General features: G+C 62.0%; 16 protein-coding genes and 1 tRNA gene. 10 read left to right on the top strand and 7 right to left on the bottom strand.

Annotation, left to right across the window (positions count from 1 at the left end):
- Position 1: 1 nt before the first annotated feature.
- Entirely contained in the window at positions 2 to 622 is a 621-nt protein-coding gene (locus tag ACZIRK_RS18465; RefSeq protein WP_028163319.1) for a helix-turn-helix domain-containing protein, read from the bottom strand.
- Positions 623 to 734: 112 nt separating this feature from the next.
- Between ACZIRK_RS18465 and ACZIRK_RS18460 the strand changes: the two genes are divergently transcribed.
- From ACZIRK_RS18460 to ACZIRK_RS18450, 3 genes are read left to right on the top strand one after another with little or no spacing between them, the layout of a single operon-like run.
- On the top strand, positions 735 to 1,127 hold the full coding sequence (locus tag ACZIRK_RS18460; protein WP_028163320.1) for a cupin domain-containing protein: 393 nt from the start codon (positions 735 to 737) through the stop codon (positions 1,125 to 1,127).
- A 3-nt stretch (positions 1,128 to 1,130) separates the two neighbouring features.
- Complete coding sequence (locus ACZIRK_RS18455; protein WP_130225637.1) at positions 1,131 to 1,535, top strand: cupin domain-containing protein; 405 nt, start codon at positions 1,131 to 1,133, stop codon at positions 1,533 to 1,535.
- Between the two features lie 11 nt (positions 1,536 to 1,546).
- On the top strand, positions 1,547 to 1,771 hold the full coding sequence (locus ACZIRK_RS18450) for a hypothetical protein (RefSeq protein ID WP_130225636.1): 225 nt from the start codon (positions 1,547 to 1,549) through the stop codon (positions 1,769 to 1,771).
- A 166-nt stretch (positions 1,772 to 1,937) separates the two neighbouring features.
- Here the strand turns inward: ACZIRK_RS18450 and ACZIRK_RS18445 are convergent, their stop codons facing one another.
- Positions 1,938 to 2,306 (bottom strand): BA14K family protein, encoded by a 369-nt coding sequence (locus ACZIRK_RS18445; RefSeq protein ID WP_028163322.1) that lies wholly within the window; start codon positions 2,304 to 2,306, stop codon positions 1,938 to 1,940.
- A 157-nt stretch (positions 2,307 to 2,463) separates the two neighbouring features.
- On the bottom strand, positions 2,464 to 2,853 hold the full coding sequence (locus ACZIRK_RS18440; RefSeq protein ID WP_245287255.1) for a hypothetical protein: 390 nt from the start codon (positions 2,851 to 2,853) through the stop codon (positions 2,464 to 2,466).
- A 508-nt stretch (positions 2,854 to 3,361) separates the two neighbouring features.
- Between ACZIRK_RS18440 and ACZIRK_RS18435 the strand changes: the two genes are divergently transcribed.
- Positions 3,362 to 4,360, top strand: coding sequence for a helix-turn-helix domain-containing protein (locus ACZIRK_RS18435; protein WP_245474687.1), 999 nt, complete (start codon positions 3,362 to 3,364; stop codon positions 4,358 to 4,360).
- Here the strand turns inward: ACZIRK_RS18435 and ACZIRK_RS18430 are convergent.
- Positions 4,357 to 4,758, bottom strand: a complete 402-nt coding sequence (locus ACZIRK_RS18430; protein WP_130225635.1) for a YciI family protein — start codon at positions 4,756 to 4,758, stop codon at positions 4,357 to 4,359. The genes ACZIRK_RS18435 and ACZIRK_RS18430 overlap by 4 nt on opposite strands.
- A gap of 259 nt (positions 4,759 to 5,017) precedes the next feature.
- On the opposite strand from ACZIRK_RS18430, the gene ACZIRK_RS18425 reads away from it, so the two are divergent.
- On the top strand, positions 5,018 to 5,707 hold the full coding sequence (locus ACZIRK_RS18425; protein WP_474418290.1) for a hypothetical protein: 690 nt from the start codon (positions 5,018 to 5,020) through the stop codon (positions 5,705 to 5,707).
- Positions 5,708 to 6,249: 542 nt separating this feature from the next.
- On the opposite strand, the gene ACZIRK_RS18420 is transcribed toward ACZIRK_RS18425, so the two are convergent.
- A tRNA-Gly gene (locus ACZIRK_RS18420) sits at positions 6,250 to 6,323 on the bottom strand.
- 350 nt (positions 6,324 to 6,673) lie between these two features.
- Positions 6,674 to 8,368 (bottom strand): tetratricopeptide repeat protein, encoded by a 1,695-nt coding sequence (locus tag ACZIRK_RS18415; RefSeq protein WP_130225633.1) that lies wholly within the window; start codon positions 8,366 to 8,368, stop codon positions 6,674 to 6,676.
- Positions 8,369 to 8,677: 309 nt separating this feature from the next.
- On the opposite strand from ACZIRK_RS18415, the gene ACZIRK_RS18410 reads away from it, so the two are divergent.
- Positions 8,678 to 9,634, top strand: coding sequence for a helix-turn-helix transcriptional regulator (locus ACZIRK_RS18410; protein WP_130225632.1), 957 nt, complete (start codon positions 8,678 to 8,680; stop codon positions 9,632 to 9,634).
- Between the two features lie 225 nt (positions 9,635 to 9,859).
- Here ACZIRK_RS18410 and ACZIRK_RS18405 read toward each other — a convergent pair whose 3' ends face one another.
- Entirely contained in the window at positions 9,860 to 10,156 is a 297-nt protein-coding gene (locus ACZIRK_RS18405; RefSeq protein ID WP_245474686.1) for a hypothetical protein, read from the bottom strand.
- A gap of 15 nt (positions 10,157 to 10,171) precedes the next feature.
- Here ACZIRK_RS18405 and ACZIRK_RS18400 point away from each other — a divergent pair, with 15 nt between their 5' ends.
- The 4 genes from ACZIRK_RS18400 to ACZIRK_RS18385 all read left to right on the top strand — a co-directional run bounded on the left by ACZIRK_RS18400 (position 10,172) and on the right by ACZIRK_RS18385 (position 15,588).
- Positions 10,172 to 10,390: a hypothetical protein gene (locus tag ACZIRK_RS18400; protein ID WP_245474685.1), complete on the top strand. Its 219-nt coding sequence runs from the start codon at positions 10,172 to 10,174 to the stop codon at positions 10,388 to 10,390.
- Between the two features lie 250 nt (positions 10,391 to 10,640).
- Positions 10,641 to 11,198, top strand: coding sequence for a TetR family transcriptional regulator (locus tag ACZIRK_RS18395; protein WP_130225629.1), 558 nt, complete (start codon positions 10,641 to 10,643; stop codon positions 11,196 to 11,198).
- Between the two features lie 39 nt (positions 11,199 to 11,237).
- The gene (locus ACZIRK_RS18390) at positions 11,238 to 12,434 is read left to right on the top strand and encodes an efflux RND transporter periplasmic adaptor subunit (protein WP_463327881.1); all 1,197 of its coding nucleotides are present in this window, start codon (positions 11,238 to 11,240) and stop codon (positions 12,432 to 12,434) included.
- 4 nt (positions 12,435 to 12,438) lie between these two features.
- Complete coding sequence (locus ACZIRK_RS18385) at positions 12,439 to 15,588, top strand: multidrug efflux RND transporter permease subunit (protein ID WP_130225628.1); 3,150 nt, start codon at positions 12,439 to 12,441, stop codon at positions 15,586 to 15,588.
- Positions 15,589 to 15,611: the final 23 nt, after the last annotated feature.

Raw genomic sequence — 15,611 nt, 5'->3', positions numbered from 1 at the left:
CTCAATCGCGATCGAGATTGAACCAGAGCGTGCGGACCTTGGTCTTGCCGTGGTTCCAGAGCTTGTGCTTGCGGCGCGAGCTATAGGCGATGAGATCGCCCTGCCGCAGCACGTGCTTGATGCCGTCGACCTCGACGGTCAATTCTCCCTGCAGCACGAAGCCATATTCGAATCCGTCATGGGTGATCGGATGCTCGGCGCTGCCGGTATGCGGGGCATATTCGTTGACGGCGACGGAGACCCCGCGGCTGCGGTCTTCCCGCATCAGCCGCCGCACGACATGCTGCGCGGTCTCGACCACGCGCGCCTCGGACGCGCGCACCACGATCTTCTCCTCGGCAAGGCTGCCGCTGACGAGCAGATCCGACATCGTGACGCCGAGCGCGCTCGCGATCACGATCAGCGATCCGATCGAGGGCGAGGCGCGTCCGCGCTCGACCAGGCTGAGCATGGAGGTGCTGAGGCCGGAGACGTCGGCGAGCTCCTGCAGCGTCAGTCCGCGCGCCTGCCGCAATTCGCGGATGCGCACGCCGATCGCCGCAAGCGTGTTCGCGGTGGTTTCGGCGATTTCCTCCGACAGATGGGCAAGATCGGCATTCGTGTCGGTCTCGGATTGGCTCATGTGCTGACGCTCCCGGCGCCGTTCGTCCTGGTCTTCGCAAAGAAGACGTTGCGTGTCTTGTGATTTTGAATATACTAAAAACACTTTAGTTTGGATCAAAAAATAGGCGGCGATGGCCAATCTCAGGTTTTCCCAGGTTCGAGTCATCGACAGCGCCGCCGGATGTCCAGAAATACCGATCGTGGAGGGCGAGGGCAACGCGAAGGTTGTGCTGTCGCCGCATAATGGCGCCGCGTTCCGCAGTTTTCAGCTGGTATCGCTGCAGCAGAATGCGCGCACCATCGACCTCCGCCATGCGTCCGACTGCGTGTACTACGTGATCGCGGGCGAGGGCGCGATCGTCGATACGGCCGGCGGCTCGCGGTATGAGGTGGCCGAAGGGCACATGGTCCATATCGATGCCGGCGATCGCTATCGTATCGAGGCGGGCGCAGCCGGCATCAAGGTGATCGGCGGGCCGTGCCCGGCGGATGCCAATCCCAACTCAACGATCGCAGCGAGCTAGACCATGGCCATTCGCCTGTTTCATCGCGACCATCCGACGCTGCGTCTGCCGCTGATCTCCAAGGACGCGCGCTTCGTGATCTGGCCCGGCGTCGGCGCCTGGCAGGCGAATCTCAACTATGTCTGCCTCGAACCCGGCGAGGCCAACGTCCCCCACATCCATACCCAGTCGGAGGACACGATCTTCATCCTCGAAGGCGAGGGGACGATTCACGACTACACCAATAACATCTCGCTGCCCTTCCATGCCGGCTGCGTCGTCCACGTGCCCGTCGGCGTCAAGCATGCGGTCGCAGCCGATCGTGGCAGCCATGTCGTCAGTGTCGGCGGTCCCTGTCCGGCTGACGTTCCGCTGCTGAAAAAGGTTGGTGCGCTGCCGGCGGATGCGACGCCGCCGCTATCGGCGTAACGGGGCCGGCTTTGCACGACACCAGCCACCTCGTGTTCCAGCGCGAATACTACATCGTGACCCTCAGCGACGAATGTCGCTCCGCGTGGCGCTGGGAAATCAAGCGCAGAGGCGCGCCGATGGGCGTCAGAGTGACCGGAGATGGATATTCGTCCCAGCGCGCGGCGGAAGAGGCTGGAAAGCAGGCACTCGCGGAGTTTCTCCTTGCTGTCGCTTCCGAGCAGAAGCGCGGATGAGATGATCGCGTCGACGTGTGCTCGGAACGAAGCGATCGGCCAGACCTCTCCGCCTGCCCGGCGAACCGCCAATCTCTTATCGCAGGCCCCAGCAAACAAAAAAGGGGCGGCGGTGTCACACCGCAGCCCCGAAACCGGATGCAGTCGCGACTGCATCTCAAAGAACTTACTGGCAGGGATACCGCCGGCCCTTTGCCACGTACGTATTCGTCGCTGGATCGTAGGAGCGGTAGCGCTGCGCGCAAGAGGCCGCGTGCTGCTGGGCGGCGGCGGCAGCGGCGGCTTCCTGCTGCGCGGCGGCAGTGGCCGCACCGGCCGCGATGGCGCCGCCGATGAGGCCGCCGACCAGTCCGCCAACACCGGCGCCGTTGTCATAGCACTGTCCGTAACGGCACCAGACCTTCTGGGTGAATGCCGGGACCGCGGCCGCAAGACCCGTGCCGGTCGGTAACGGAGCCGAAATCGCGGAGGCTGAAAGCGCCACGGCACCGGTGGTGGCCATCAAAACGACTTTCAAAATGTGATCGATGCGCATCGAATCTCCTGCTTCATTCCTGTGGGCGCAGGCCGGCGCCTGCCTCCCGATTCCTGAACATGGATTACGGGCTCGCCTGGCCTCGGCCCGGGCGAGACCGTACACGCACGGCCGGTTACAATTCGCGCGTCAGCTTAAGTTCACAGATGGGCGGTGTTTATTGGCCGGCTGCGTCCACGACGCGGCACAGGTTATTGCTGACACCCGGAGCCAATTGTCCGGGCGGCAAGACGAAGACCGCATCGACGCGGCTACCTCTGCCTTCCTTGCGGACGACGACTTGCAACGTTTGTGGTCGGCCGGATCCGGTTGTTTCTTGCTGAGTGGTCAGCGTGCCAAGCTTTTTGTCCACGTTCACACCGACAAAGCCCTCTGCCAGAACGGCCCGGGAAACCTTGTCAAGGGCGACACTGGGATTGACTGATGGGAAAATCATCCAAGTCTTGTGGGTCATGCCCGTCACCATCGGAACGCCGGTGCTCTGGAAGTGCTCTGCGCAGCCATCGGCCAGTGCGGGCATAGACGACAGAGCCATGAGCGTGAACACGCAAGTTATTCTTGTAAGCATGCTTTCATAACCTGTTGGAGTAAGTCGGGAGGATTGAGACCAAACGCGCCGTGAGTCCATGGATGCCTTCGCATTCTGGATGGAGGCATTCGGATTTTGGCTAGTGCACGGAGTGATCCTGCAAGCGATCGGCGATCTGGCCGACGCAGCAAACGCCGACGCTCGGCTTGCTACGTTCACCCGCAGGCGGAGCCCGCCTTCAACGAGCGCTGCGGGAATGGATCGGCGCTTTTTCGGAATAGAGGCCCCACGAATTAAATCGAATCTTATCTTTCGCGACTCGGTTGCGCGATCTGGATGTTTCGTTCGACGATTGGATATTGAGAGAAAGAATTGATAGAAAGAGGCCTCGACCTGAGTTTGCCAAAGCTGTGCCAGCGTGGTGACGCGGGTCTGTGCCTCCGGCGGACGCCCCCGAACGATGGATACTCGGTCTGGCGGGTGAGATCGGTTCGCGTCCAGCAAAAGTCCAATGGTCAGGATTTGCATGAACGAAGATGTACTCGCCGCACCTCCCACGCGATCAGGATCTTCGTTTCAAGAGTTGCTTGAAATACTCCAACCTCACGGGATCAATGCCCGCTCCTCGCCGAGGCCTGGCAAATCATTTCGTTGGCATGCGGATGTTGCAGTTGGAGCAGGAATTGACGTCGTAAGGGCGGAACTTTCTGCTGGTTGGGATTGGCGCTATTCATACGAGAATTCATCGGGAGAGCTTGCGATAAGCTTACTGAATGCGGGCAAGGCCGAAATGCTCATTTCAGGAAGGAACGTGCAACGAACACCCTCTGAAATCGCCATCGTATCGCTTCCGACGTTGCAAGAGCAGAGGGTCGAAGCGGTGGATGGGAGATACTCAAGTGTAACGCTAACGTTGCATACGGGTATGGTTACAAAGGCGCTGTCTGCGACGTTCGGGAGCACAGCACTGGAAGATCTCAATTTGACACCAACAGTCGATTTGTCTACCGGCGCCGGGCAGATCCTTTTTCAGCTTGTTCGTGCCAGCACGACCGGCTTGTATGACGGGATCCTGGCACGCTCTCCGAAAGCCAGCGCTCTGCTGTCAGAAGCTGCGATACAGCTCATACTTGAAAATGTCCCCCATCGGCTGATCGACCGGTTGAGCCGCTACCCACTGGATGCGCCCCCTCGTTACATCAGGCGGGCTATCGAGTATATGCGCGCCAATCTTCATCTGCCGCTTACGATAGCCGATATTGCTGGGACGGTTGGTGTTAGCAGCCGATCGCTAGAATCGGGATTTCGTAGAATCCATGGCACGACGCCTGTCGCATATTTGCGAAGAATTCGACTTGAGGCGATCCACGATGAGCTATCGCGACCAGAGAACCTGCTTCCGGTAAGCGAAGTTGCACTGAAGTGGGGTTTTACTCACATGGGCCGTTTTGCAGCGTTGTACCGCTCCGCATTTGGCCTGTATCCGTCCGATACAGTCCGGCGAGCGCGAGGGGTCTGCGACTAAGAGGGTTCGCTGTCGTCAACGGCCTCCGTCAGTGGAAAGGCCGTGCCCGGAAGATAGAGCGTGATCGGCCGGATCTCGTACACGGCCGTTGGATTCACCCGACGCAGGTCGCGCGCGGCTTCGATTGCGGCGTCCTCGCTGGTGCAGTCGACGACGTAAAAACCAAGCAGTTGCTCCTTGGTCTCGGCAAAGGGGCCGTCGATCACGACGCCGGCGCCCGGACCGCGCAAGGTGCGGGCTTTTCCGGTCTCGCCGAGCCGCGCCGCCGGCCCGAGGCGGCCTTCCTTGGTCAAGCGGTCATGGACCTTATGCAGGTCCGCCATCAGCGCGGCATCTTCCTCCGGCGTCCAGGACATGACCTCCGTTTCGACGTGATAGGCCAGGATGGCGTAGAGCATCGGTACCTCTCGTTGCTAGATGGCCGGGCAAAGGACGCTTGCGGCAGACTGAATCCGACAAATCGTCGTGGTTGGGCTACCCATTCTGAGCCGCCGCGTCCTTCATTTTTGTGCACGATGGCCGCTCGCGCCTTGTTTTGGCCGCAAGACGGGAATTCAACAAGCAAGTTAAAGTGTAAGCGTGTTCTGAGGTGTCCTTATGGTGGCACTTGCGGAGACAGCTCCTTCTGATCTAGTCGGCGAGCTCACCGCCCACGCGGTGGCCAGCATCGAGACGGCGGACCATTTCTCTTTACCCTTCCCCCATATCGTCTTCCGCGATTTCTTTCCCGCAGATTTTTACCGGGATCTGGTGCGGAGCATTCCCACTGATGGATATGATCCGATCACTGGCACGGGCACCCGCATGGCGCTGCGGCTCTATGGCGAGAACGTAGAGAAGATCGATCCGTCACTGCGACCCGCATGGGCTGCGGTATCGGTCATGTTGACCTCGATGGAGGTCGAGCATGCTGTACGGGACAGACTGCATGACGGGCTCGAAATTCGTGCTCGCGGCGACAAGGTGCCTCGCCCCGATGATTTGAAGCTGGTCGCGAAGCCGGTGCTCTACTGGGACCGGGACGGCTACCAGATCAAGCCGCATCCGGACACGCGCAAAAAGGTTGTAACGATGCAGCTCTATTGCCCGGGCGACAGCAGCCAGGAAGCGCTCGGCACCACGCTTTATCAGGCTTCCCTCAGGGGCCTGTTTCACGTCGGCTCCTATTGCCTCGAGCCTGTGAAAACCATCCCCTTCCTGCCCAACCTCGGCTACGCGTTCGTGGTCCTGAAAGCCTATCACTCGCTGGCAAAGATGAGCTGGCACGGCCGCCCGCCCATCAAGACCGATCGGCCTCGGATATCCATCCTCAACACCTTCTACATGAACGAGGATGTCGGCTTCTGATCTGGGCCGTATACAGCCACGACGGCGCTGCGGCGCTGCTTTCAGAACTGGGCCGGTTGAGCGGGTGGACTGGGCCAATCCGATCGCAGGTTGTTCGGGTTATTCCTGTCGAACAAGTCCTGCCTTAAAATGCCGCTCGGGTAGGCATTGATTGCTGGTGGCATTCTGCGGAGGTCACGGGTTGGCGGCACGATGACGCCGGGCCGAACGACACAATTGGCGGGATAGCCAACGGATTGGCAGTAAATTACGGCGCTCGCGCTTCCAGTGCTCGCAGCCGAGAAACCAACAATCAGCGATGCCGACAAGGCAATCGATCGCTTCATTTTTTGCCTCCGTAGCTTATCCACTCCCGTAGCTGATCCTCGGAAAAATGATCGCAAATGGAGTGCTGCGCTATGCCAAAGCGGCAAATGTCGAACCAAGGATTTCCGCTCCGGGTCCGTTTGCAGAAACCCCAATAGCTACGCCGCCTGCGGATTTGACCGCATGCGAAAGTACATGCAACGCGTTGTTTTATCGTGATTTTTGGTGCTGAGCGCTGGAGCGGGTGAAGGGAATCGAACCCTCGTATTCAGCTTGGAAGGCTGCTGCTCTACCATTGAGCTACACCCGCATATGAACGATCCACTATCACGCCGGAAGGGCTGCCTCAACCACCGTGAGGCGTTACGAACAGCCGGGTTCCGGCCGGTCCGCCTTGCGGCCTTAACAGGCGCGGATCGGCTCCCTATATTGCGTGTCCCATCAACAATGAAAGGAGGTGATCCAGTGTCTTATCTCAAGCGCTGTCACCTCGCTGGGATCGCCCGCTAAGCAGTCCAAAGCTTGGCATCGGGGCGCTCTCAGCCCTGGACCAGCGAGCACGAGAATCGGGCGCGGCGGAAGCGATTCCGCCGCGTCTTTATTATTGCTGGATTGTCGCGCCAGACCACGGAAAGACACCGACGACGCTTTGCGCTCTCGTCAGCGTTCCGGCAATCCGAGCTCGAGCAGCGTCTGCATGGTTTGCTCGCCCATCGCGAGAAAAGCCGGGCTGGCATTCCGAGTTGGCAGTCCGATGTTGAGCGCCGTCGAATCGGGCCTCAACGCCATGGCCTTTGCCATCGCCGTCCTTGCCTCGTCCGGCTGGCCCAGGCGCTGATAGGCTACGGCCAGCAGCATATAGGGGCGTCCCGACGCCGGCGTGATGGCGATCGACCGCTGCAGCCAGGACACCGCTTCCTCGTTGCGGCCCATGAGCAGGGCGGTCCATCCCGCCCCGAGCATCCAGGTCCAGCGCGAAACTTCCGGCGTGTCGAAGCGATCGGCCTGCTTGAATGTTGCCAGTGCGTCCTCGAAGCGCCCCAATTGAAGCTGCGCCAGGCCGATGTGGTAGAGAACGAGCCCGTTCCACGGATCAAAACTCAATGCTTTCGCGCAAGCCACCAGACTTTCAACGAACTCGTTGGTCGCAGTCAGGAAGCGGCAATAGGCTTCCAGCACCGGAATGTAACGTGGCGTCGTCTGCCGCGCGCGCTCCAGCAGCGATCCGGCGTTGCGCTCCGCCGCCGCACGTTCGGCCGGCGCGTACCACGTCATTTGAATCCCGCGCAACTGAAGGGCGGCCAGCGCGATCTGCAGCTCGGTATTGACGGGATCGGCGGCGAGCGCTTTTTCCAGCATGGTCTGCGCGGCGGCAAAACGTTCGCGTGTCGTTCGATTGATCGAGGCTGTGGCTTGCTCGATCGCAACTTTGGCGTCGCCGGTCGCGGCTGGATGGGCGCCGGATTCCAGAAGCGCGTTAAGGCGCCGTGCCAGCGCATGACCTGCTCCCGCGGCGAGCCGCGATTGCTGCAACTGCATGTCCAATTCGGTGGCGTCGACCGAAGCCGTAGCGACCGCCTGGACCTCGCCGGTGTTGGTCTGGATCATGCGTGCCCGCAAGATCCACGATTGCGGGCCTCTCTCCAGTTCGCCATTCAGTACGAAGTCCGACTGTGCCGAGGACGTGGACGTGGGCGCCGCTGCCACTGCGACGGCCCCCGGGGCGACCACGCGGATATTGTCGACCCTGGCCAAGCCATCGGTCAGGCGGTCGGTTACAGCCGCCGCCATGCCGGCCCCTCGGGGGTCGTTGCTCGCATCGACGATCGGCGTTAGCGCAATGGTCGGCGGCGACCGCTTGAACATGAGATCAGGACGGAAGGTCGGAGCGGCCACCGCAAACCCGACAATCACGCAGAGGGCCGCTGCGGCGGCCGCAGCCACCGGCCGGCGTAGGCCGAATAGTCGCCGCGGTGTTGTAATCTCGTTCGCGGGTTCCGCGCTTGCGATTGGCTCGGCGCTTGCCTGCACGGCAACGGCAGGTGCTGGCGGTTTAACCGACACCTCGGCGGCGAACAGGTAGCCGCGGCCGGACACGAGCTTGATCGTCTGGCGCCGGTCATCGCCCAGCGCGGTGCGAATCTCGCGGATGCATTGGAACAGGCTGTCTTCGCCGACATGGACGTTCGGCCAGACCGCCTCCATCAGCTCTTCTTTGCTCAGGACCCGGCCTGCATTGGCGGCGAATAGCTGCAGCATCTCAAGCGCTTTCGGCCTGAGCTTGATCGCCTCGCCATCCGGACCGCGCAACTCGGCGCGCTCCCGATCGAGCTCAAATCCGGCAAAACGAAACACCCAGCCCCCGAAACTGCTTCAACCCGCCGGAAATGTCGGAAGATCCGTGCTGTGGCGGCTCATTCAGAAAATATCAGAAAAACTTCAGAATGCCACGGGCCCCGCATCAGGACACCTGACCGCCATCATGGGACCAATGCGCCCCGCCTTTTCGGTTGCCGTGGGGCTGCGCGCCGGCGGGCGGGCGGGGCGAGACGGTGTTCCGGAAAAGTATGGGATCGGTTCGGGGCCCCCCGGGTACCGGCACACCGATCTCGCCCCGTTTTGAGACAACGACGTTTTTCATTCCTTTTGGACGACGAGACCCCTGTGCTCAGCTTTACGACCGACGACATCGATCCCGAGCATCGCTTCGATCACTGGCGCGAGGTGCGCGGAAAGGGCCTGTTCGGTGTCACGATCGAGCTGCCGGCCGAGCGCCGCGCCGACTTTCAGGGGCGATTTTCCGCTGATGATATCGGAGGCGCGATCGTCTCGCGGATGCATGCCTCGTCCTATCGGGTCAGCCGGACCAGCGGCGATATCGCGCGCACGCCGGCCGACAGCCTGTGCATTGCGTGGCAGACGCGCGGGGCCGGCTGGATGGATGTCGGCCGGGGGCGGGGGCATCGTGTGGCCGACGGCGACATCGTCATCAACCATTCCGACACTCCCTTCGAGGGGACGCCCGAGCGTTCGGACGGTTTCGACTTCCTGATGCTGAAGATCCGCTTAAGTGGCGATCTTCTGCTGGGCGCGCCGGCTCATGATCTTTTCGCGGCGACGCTGTTGCAGAAGAGTCCTTTCTTCAGGGCACTCTCCGCGCTGTTTCATGCGTTGACGCAGGAGCCGCGCGATGTCGTCGATCCGTCGGCAGAGATCACGCATGTCGCAAGATTGGCCATGCTGGCGCGGGGCCGTCTTTTGCCTGGAATGCCCGAGTGTCGCGCGGCGCTGCGTTCGGGCTTCTACTATGCCTCGCGCGACATTCTCGTCCGCAATCTCCACCAGCCGGGCTTGTCGCCCGCGGCCGTCGCGCAAGAGCTCGGAATATCGCTGCGGCAGGTTCATGTGTTGTTCGAGCCGACGGGGCTCTCATTTTCGCGCACGCTGACGGCCTTGCGGGTGCGCAAAGCTGGCGAACTGCTGGCAATGGCGCCGTCACGGCCCGTCGCGGATGTCGCCTATGCCTGTGGTTTCGATAGCCTTGCAACATTTTATCGCGCCTTCCGAAACTACTACGGCATGACGCCGCGCGACATGCGCATTCACGCGAATTGCGAGTGAGAGGCTGTGGCCGCTTGGCTGCAGCCGCGCAGAGTCATGGGGACGCTTGCCGGTCAAAATCGAGGGCGTGCGCGCATTGAGAAGACAGCCTGTTACCGCTTCTGTAAACGCGGGCAGGCATTTGGATTTTCGGATCATTCCCGAAAGAGGAATGGCCGGGCCGTTCAGGGAGCTCTTTTCGCTTGCTGACCATCAGGGTTTTCATCACCAAAATATTTTTAAAGTCTACGCTTGCGGCAGGCATCGGGGGTTTTCAATGGCGATCGACGCCGCTTCGCAACTTCGCCTGGCGCGTCGTCGGTTGCACTTGAACTGCTGTCCTTCCTCGGAGTCCGGCCGCTCGGCAATCCATGTGCGCCAGGTGCGCTCCGTAAATTGATCGGAAAGGAAGGCCAGTGTATCACGCTGCGCGAGATCTGAGCGCAGGGAAGAGAAATGGCGGCAGGGGATTTGGACGTTCTGATTCGGTCGATGGCAAAGAAGCAGGCCAAGGCGATCACTGATGCCGCCAGGAAGCAGCATGGCCGTCTGATGGGAATGGCCGTCAAGGCCAAGGACAAAGAGACCAAGGAACGCCATAAACACCTCGCCAAGAACACGCTCGCGTCGGCAGCGGCGGCGGCGAGAAGGCTGCAAATCACGGCGGAGAATGTGGCCGACAGCTATGCGCGATCGATGAAGAAGGCCGCCGAAGAAAAGCCGCCGGCGGCAAAGCCGGTCAAGGCGGCTAAGCCGGCCAAAAAGAAAAAGGGCTGACTTCGGACCCATCGCGGACGTCGCGAACTCGCGCTGGTCCTGCGAGCCCGGGGCGGCGTCCGATCGGCGGATGGCGCCAAGGAATACCCGGCGAACACAGAATACTTAAATATTTCAATCGGTTGTGCGCGAGTTGGCCGTCTTTGAGGCCGGGCACGACAACCGATACCTGCCAAATCGTCTGATATCAGCAAATCTTTACTTGAATTAAAACACGAACGTTCGTACTCGAACGGTTACGGAGCGCCAGTTGTCCAGGACACGCAAAATCACGACCGACGATATCCTCGATGCCGCGGAGCGGGTGGTTATCCGTCTCGGGGCCGCGGGGCTCTCGATCGATGCGGTGGCCCAGGAAGCTGGCGTCAGCAAGTCGCGGGTCGTCTACGACCATAGGTCCAAGAGCGCGCTGCTGGAGGCGTTGATCGACCGCCGCGTCAAGGTAGAGCTTGAGCGCATCGAAGCGAGCGTGGCGGAGAACGCCGGCGCGCCGCATCCCGAACTGTTCGGCCGGATCGCGGTGGCCGAGCGAATTCCCGACGATCGGGACAAGGCGGTCGCGCTCGCGATCAGTGCCTCGATGTCGAGCGAGGAGAAGATCCAGGAGCAGATGCGCGACTGGACCCTGGCCGACCTGCGCGCGATGGCCGCGGGCCTGCGGCCGAAAGCGGCGCTGATGGCCTACCTGGCGCTGACCGGCTTTTACTGCACCGAACTCTTCGGCTTCCACCAGTGGGACGCAGCCGAGCGATCCGAAATCCTGGCGGGCATCAGGACGATTTACACGTCCTATCCCGACGAAAGCTGATGCCGCCGACAACTGGCTGACACTCAAGGAAATCAAGACATGTACAGCAGCAGACCTCTGCCGCGCGTGAGGACTTATCTGGCAGCGGCGGCGTTCCTTGCGCTAACGATCGGTGGGGTTGCCGCGCAGCAAGGCGCGGAACTGCCGCCGCCTGCGGTCAGCGTGATCGAACTCAAGGCGCATCCCGTTCCGGTCGTGAACGAGCTTCCGGGCCGCATCGCTGCGACGCGCATCTCCGAGGTTCGCGCGCGTGTCTCCGGAATCCTTCAGGCGCGCGTGTTCACGCAGGGCACTCCGGTCAAGGAAGGCGACGTCCTGTACCGCATCGATCCGAAGCTGTTCCAGGTGCGCGTGGCGAGCGCCGAAGCCTCGCTGCGGCGCGCCAAGGCCGTTCAGCAAAATGCGAAACAGCAGTTCGAGCGCCAGAAGACCCTTCACGACCGCGACGCCACCAGCGGCGTGAACCTGGATGCGGCAACTGCGACCCTTGCCCAGGCCGATGCCGACGTCGCATTGGCCGAAGCCGCGCTCGCCGAGGCGAAGATCAATCTCGATTACACCGAGGTTCGCGCGCCCATCAGCGGCATCATCGGCGGCGCCCTGGTCACCGAGGGCGCGCTCGTCACCGCCGATGGAACGCAGAATCTGGCACTGATCCAGCAGGTGGATTCCGTCTATGTCGACTTCACGCAGTCGGCGCAAGACCTGCTCACGCTCAAGCGCGCCGTTGAGGAAGGCAAGCTCGCCAGCCCGGCGCCGGGAGAGGCTCGGGTCGAACTCGTTTTCGACGACGGCGGCCTCTATGCGGAAGCGGGGCGATTGCTGTTCGCCAGCGCCAGCGTCGATTCCACCACCGGGCAGGTCACTCTGCGCGCCGAATTCCCGAACCCGAAACACGACCTGTTACCGGGCATGTATGTTCGCGTGCGCATTGCGCAGGCGGTTCGCGAGGGCGCCATCACCATACCTCAGCGTGCCGTGACCCGGGCACGCGACGGCAGGGCGCAGGTCTACCTCCTATCGGAAGGCGGGATTGCGGAGACGCGTGACGTCGAGCTTGGACAGGCACTCGGTTCGGAATGGATCGTCGAGTCCGGCCTGAAGGAAGGCGAGCGCGTCGTCGTCGATGGCGTGCAGAAGGTGCGGGTGGGCGGCAAGGTTGTCCCGGAGCCATGGAAGCCTGCCGATCGGGAAGCAGAAATCTCCGCCGACCAGCCGACCAGCCGGGCGAGGTGATCCGATGGCTCAGTTTTTCATCAGGCGGCCGGTCCTTGCCTGGGTCTTCGCCCTGTTCATCTGCATTGCCGGTGTCATCGCGATTCCGCTGCTGCCGGTCGCGCAGTACCCCAAGGTCGCGCCGCCGCAACTGACGATTTCGACGTCGTATCCAGGGGCCTCGCCGCAGGAAATCTATCAGGGCGTCACGCGCCTGATCGAGGAGGAACTGAATGGCGCCGCCAGATTGATGTATTTCGAATCGACGTCGGACACGTCTGGCTCGATCAGCATCAACGTATCTTTCGAGGCCGGCACCAGCATCGAGCAGGCGTCGGTCGACGTGCAGAACAGGCTGCGGCGAATTCAATCGCGACTGCCGGCGGCGGTGGCCGCGCAGGGCGTGACCGTGGAAGAGGCTTCGGCCGGCTTCCTCATGATCGTGTCGCTCACGTCCACCGATGGCAAGCTCGATGAAGTCGCGCTCGGCGACTACTTCAGTCGCAACGTGCTTGGCGAACTGCGCCGTCTTGGCGGAGTGGGGCGCGCGCAGTTGTTTGCCGCTCAGCGCGCGATGCGCGTCTGGATCGATCCGGACAAGATGGTCGGCCTCGGGCTGACCGCCGCCGACATCAACGGCGCAATCATGGCGCAGAACGCGCAGGTCGCGGCCGGGCAGATCGGCGCATCGCCCAATCCGGTCACCACCGACCTGACGGCGACCGTTCTCGTCAAGGGACAGCTCGTCAATACCAAAGAATTCGGCAACATCGTGCTGCGGGCAAACCCTGATGGCAGTACGGTTCGGCTCAAGGATGTTGCCCGCCTCGAGCTCGGCGCGGAGAACTACAACTTCTCCAGCCGCCTGAACGGTCAGCCGAGCGCCGCTGTGGGCATCCAGCTTTCCGCAACCGGCAACGCAGTCGCGACGTCGCGTGCGGTCCAGGCGAAGATGGAGGAATTGTCGCGGTTCTTCCCGCAGGGCGTGAAATATTCGGTGCCGTACGACACCAGTCCCTTCGTGTCTGCCTCGATCAAGAAGGTCCTGGAGACGCTGCTCGAAGCGGTCGTGCTCGTCTTCGTGGTGATGTTCGTCTTCCTGCAGAACTTCCGCTACACGCTGATCCCGACGCTGGTGGTGCCGATCGCATTGCTCGGCACCGGCGCGGTCATGCTGGCGGCGGGCTTTTCGATCAACGTCCTGACCATGTTCGCGATGGTGCTGGCGATCGGCATCCTCGTCGATGACGCCATCGTCGTCGTCGAGAACGTCGAGCGCGTCATGGCGGAGGAGGGGCTTTCACCGAAGGACGCCACCACGAAGGCCATGAAACAGATCACGGGCGCCATCCTCGGGATCACGCTCGTTCTGTCTTCCGTCTTCATCCCGATGGCGTTCTTCCCTGGTTCGACAGGCATCATCTATCGCCAGTTCAGCCTGACCATGGTGGTTTCGATCCTGTTCTCGGCATTTCTGGCGCTGTCGCTGACCCCGGCGCTTTGCGCGACGTTCCTCAAACCGATCAAGCCTGGTCATCATGAGAAGAAGGGGATTGGTGGCTGGTTCAATCGCAAATTCGAAGCATTGACCGATCGCTACACCGACGCTGCCGGCGGCATCGTGCGGCGGGCCGGGCGCATGATGGTGATCTATCTCGCTTTGGTCATTGGCCTCGGTTACTTCTTCGTCAGCCTCCCCACCGCCTTCCTCCCGAACGAGGATCAGGGCTTTCTGGTCGTTGATATCCAGGGCCCGCCCGAAGCCAGCGCCAACCGGACACTGGCGTCGATCAAGCAGATCGAGGAGATTTTCAAGACGGAGCCTGCCGTGCGCGATATCGTGGCCATTCAGGGCTTCAGCTTCTCGGGCAACGGCGCCAACGCCGCCTTGATGTTCGTCACCCTCAAGGACTGGAGCGAGCGCGGCGCGGGCCAATCCGCCCAGGCGATCGCCGATCGCGCCAACGGGCAATTGTTTGCGTTGAAGGACGCCACCAGCTTCGCGCTTTCGCCGCCCCCGATCGACGGCTTCGGCACGACAGGCGGCTTCGTCTTCCGTCTTCAGGATCGCAATGGCCTCGGTCAGGCGGCGCTCACGGACGCGGCGGCCGAGCTGATGGAGAAGGCCGGCAAGAGCCCGGTGCTCGCGGGCCTTCGCATTGAAGGGTTGTCGGATGCGGCGCAGGTTCTTCTTGTTATTGATCGCGAGAAGGCCAACACCTTCGGCGTGACCTTCGCCGACATCAACAACACGATCACGGCTAACCTCGGATCGTCCTACATCAACGACTTTCCGAACGCCGGCCGTATGCAGCGGGTCATCATCCAGGCGCGGGATCACGGCCGCCTGCGGGTGGAGGATCTCTTGAAGCTCAACGTCCGCAATGCGGGCGGCGGCATGGTGCCTTTGTCCTCGTTTGCCATGGCCCAGTGGCAGAAGGGATCGCCGCAGATCGTTGGCTACAACGGCTACCCCACGGTGCGCATCGCGGGCGAGCCGGCTCCAGGCAATTCGTCGGGCGCGGCGATCGCCGAGATGGAGCGCCTCGCTTCGGAGCTGCCGAACGGTATCGGCTCCGAATGGACCGGTCAGTCGCTGGAAGAGATCAAATCGGGATCGCAGGCGCCGATCCTGTTCGGCCTCAGCATCCTCTTCGTCTTCCTGCTGCTCGCCGGCCTCTATGAAAGTTGGTCGATCCCGCTCTCGGTCATGCTCGTCGTGCCGCTCGGCGTGATCGGCTGCGTCCTGGCCGTGATGCTCCGGGGAATGCCAAACGACCTCTACTTCAAGGTCGGACTGATCGCGATCATCGGCCTGTCGGCAAAGAACGCCATCCTGATCGTGGAGTTCGCCAAGGACTACTACGCGGAAGGCAGATCGCTGGCTGATGCCGCGGTCGACGCCGCTCGTGTCCGGTTCCGGCCGATCATCATGACGTCGCTCGCCTTCACGCTCGGCGTGGTGCCGCTCGCCATCGCATCAGGCGCCAGCGCGGCCAGCCAGAACGCCATCGGCACCGGCGTTCTCGGCGGCATGATCTCCGCGACGGTTCTCGCGATCTTCTTCGTCCCGGCCTTCTTCGTGTTCGTTCTGCGGCTGCTGCGGACCAGAAGGCCGGCCGCGAACGACGACGCGGTAGCCGAAGCTCCGCTTGCGAAGCCTTCCGAAGCGTAGCGGTCAGCGCGGTGCAACTTCAT

It is taken from the genome of Bradyrhizobium sp. Leo114 (genome assembly GCF_055229415.2).
Note: the sequence above shows the minus strand (reverse complement) of the source record. Positions and strands in the feature narration are given on the sequence as shown.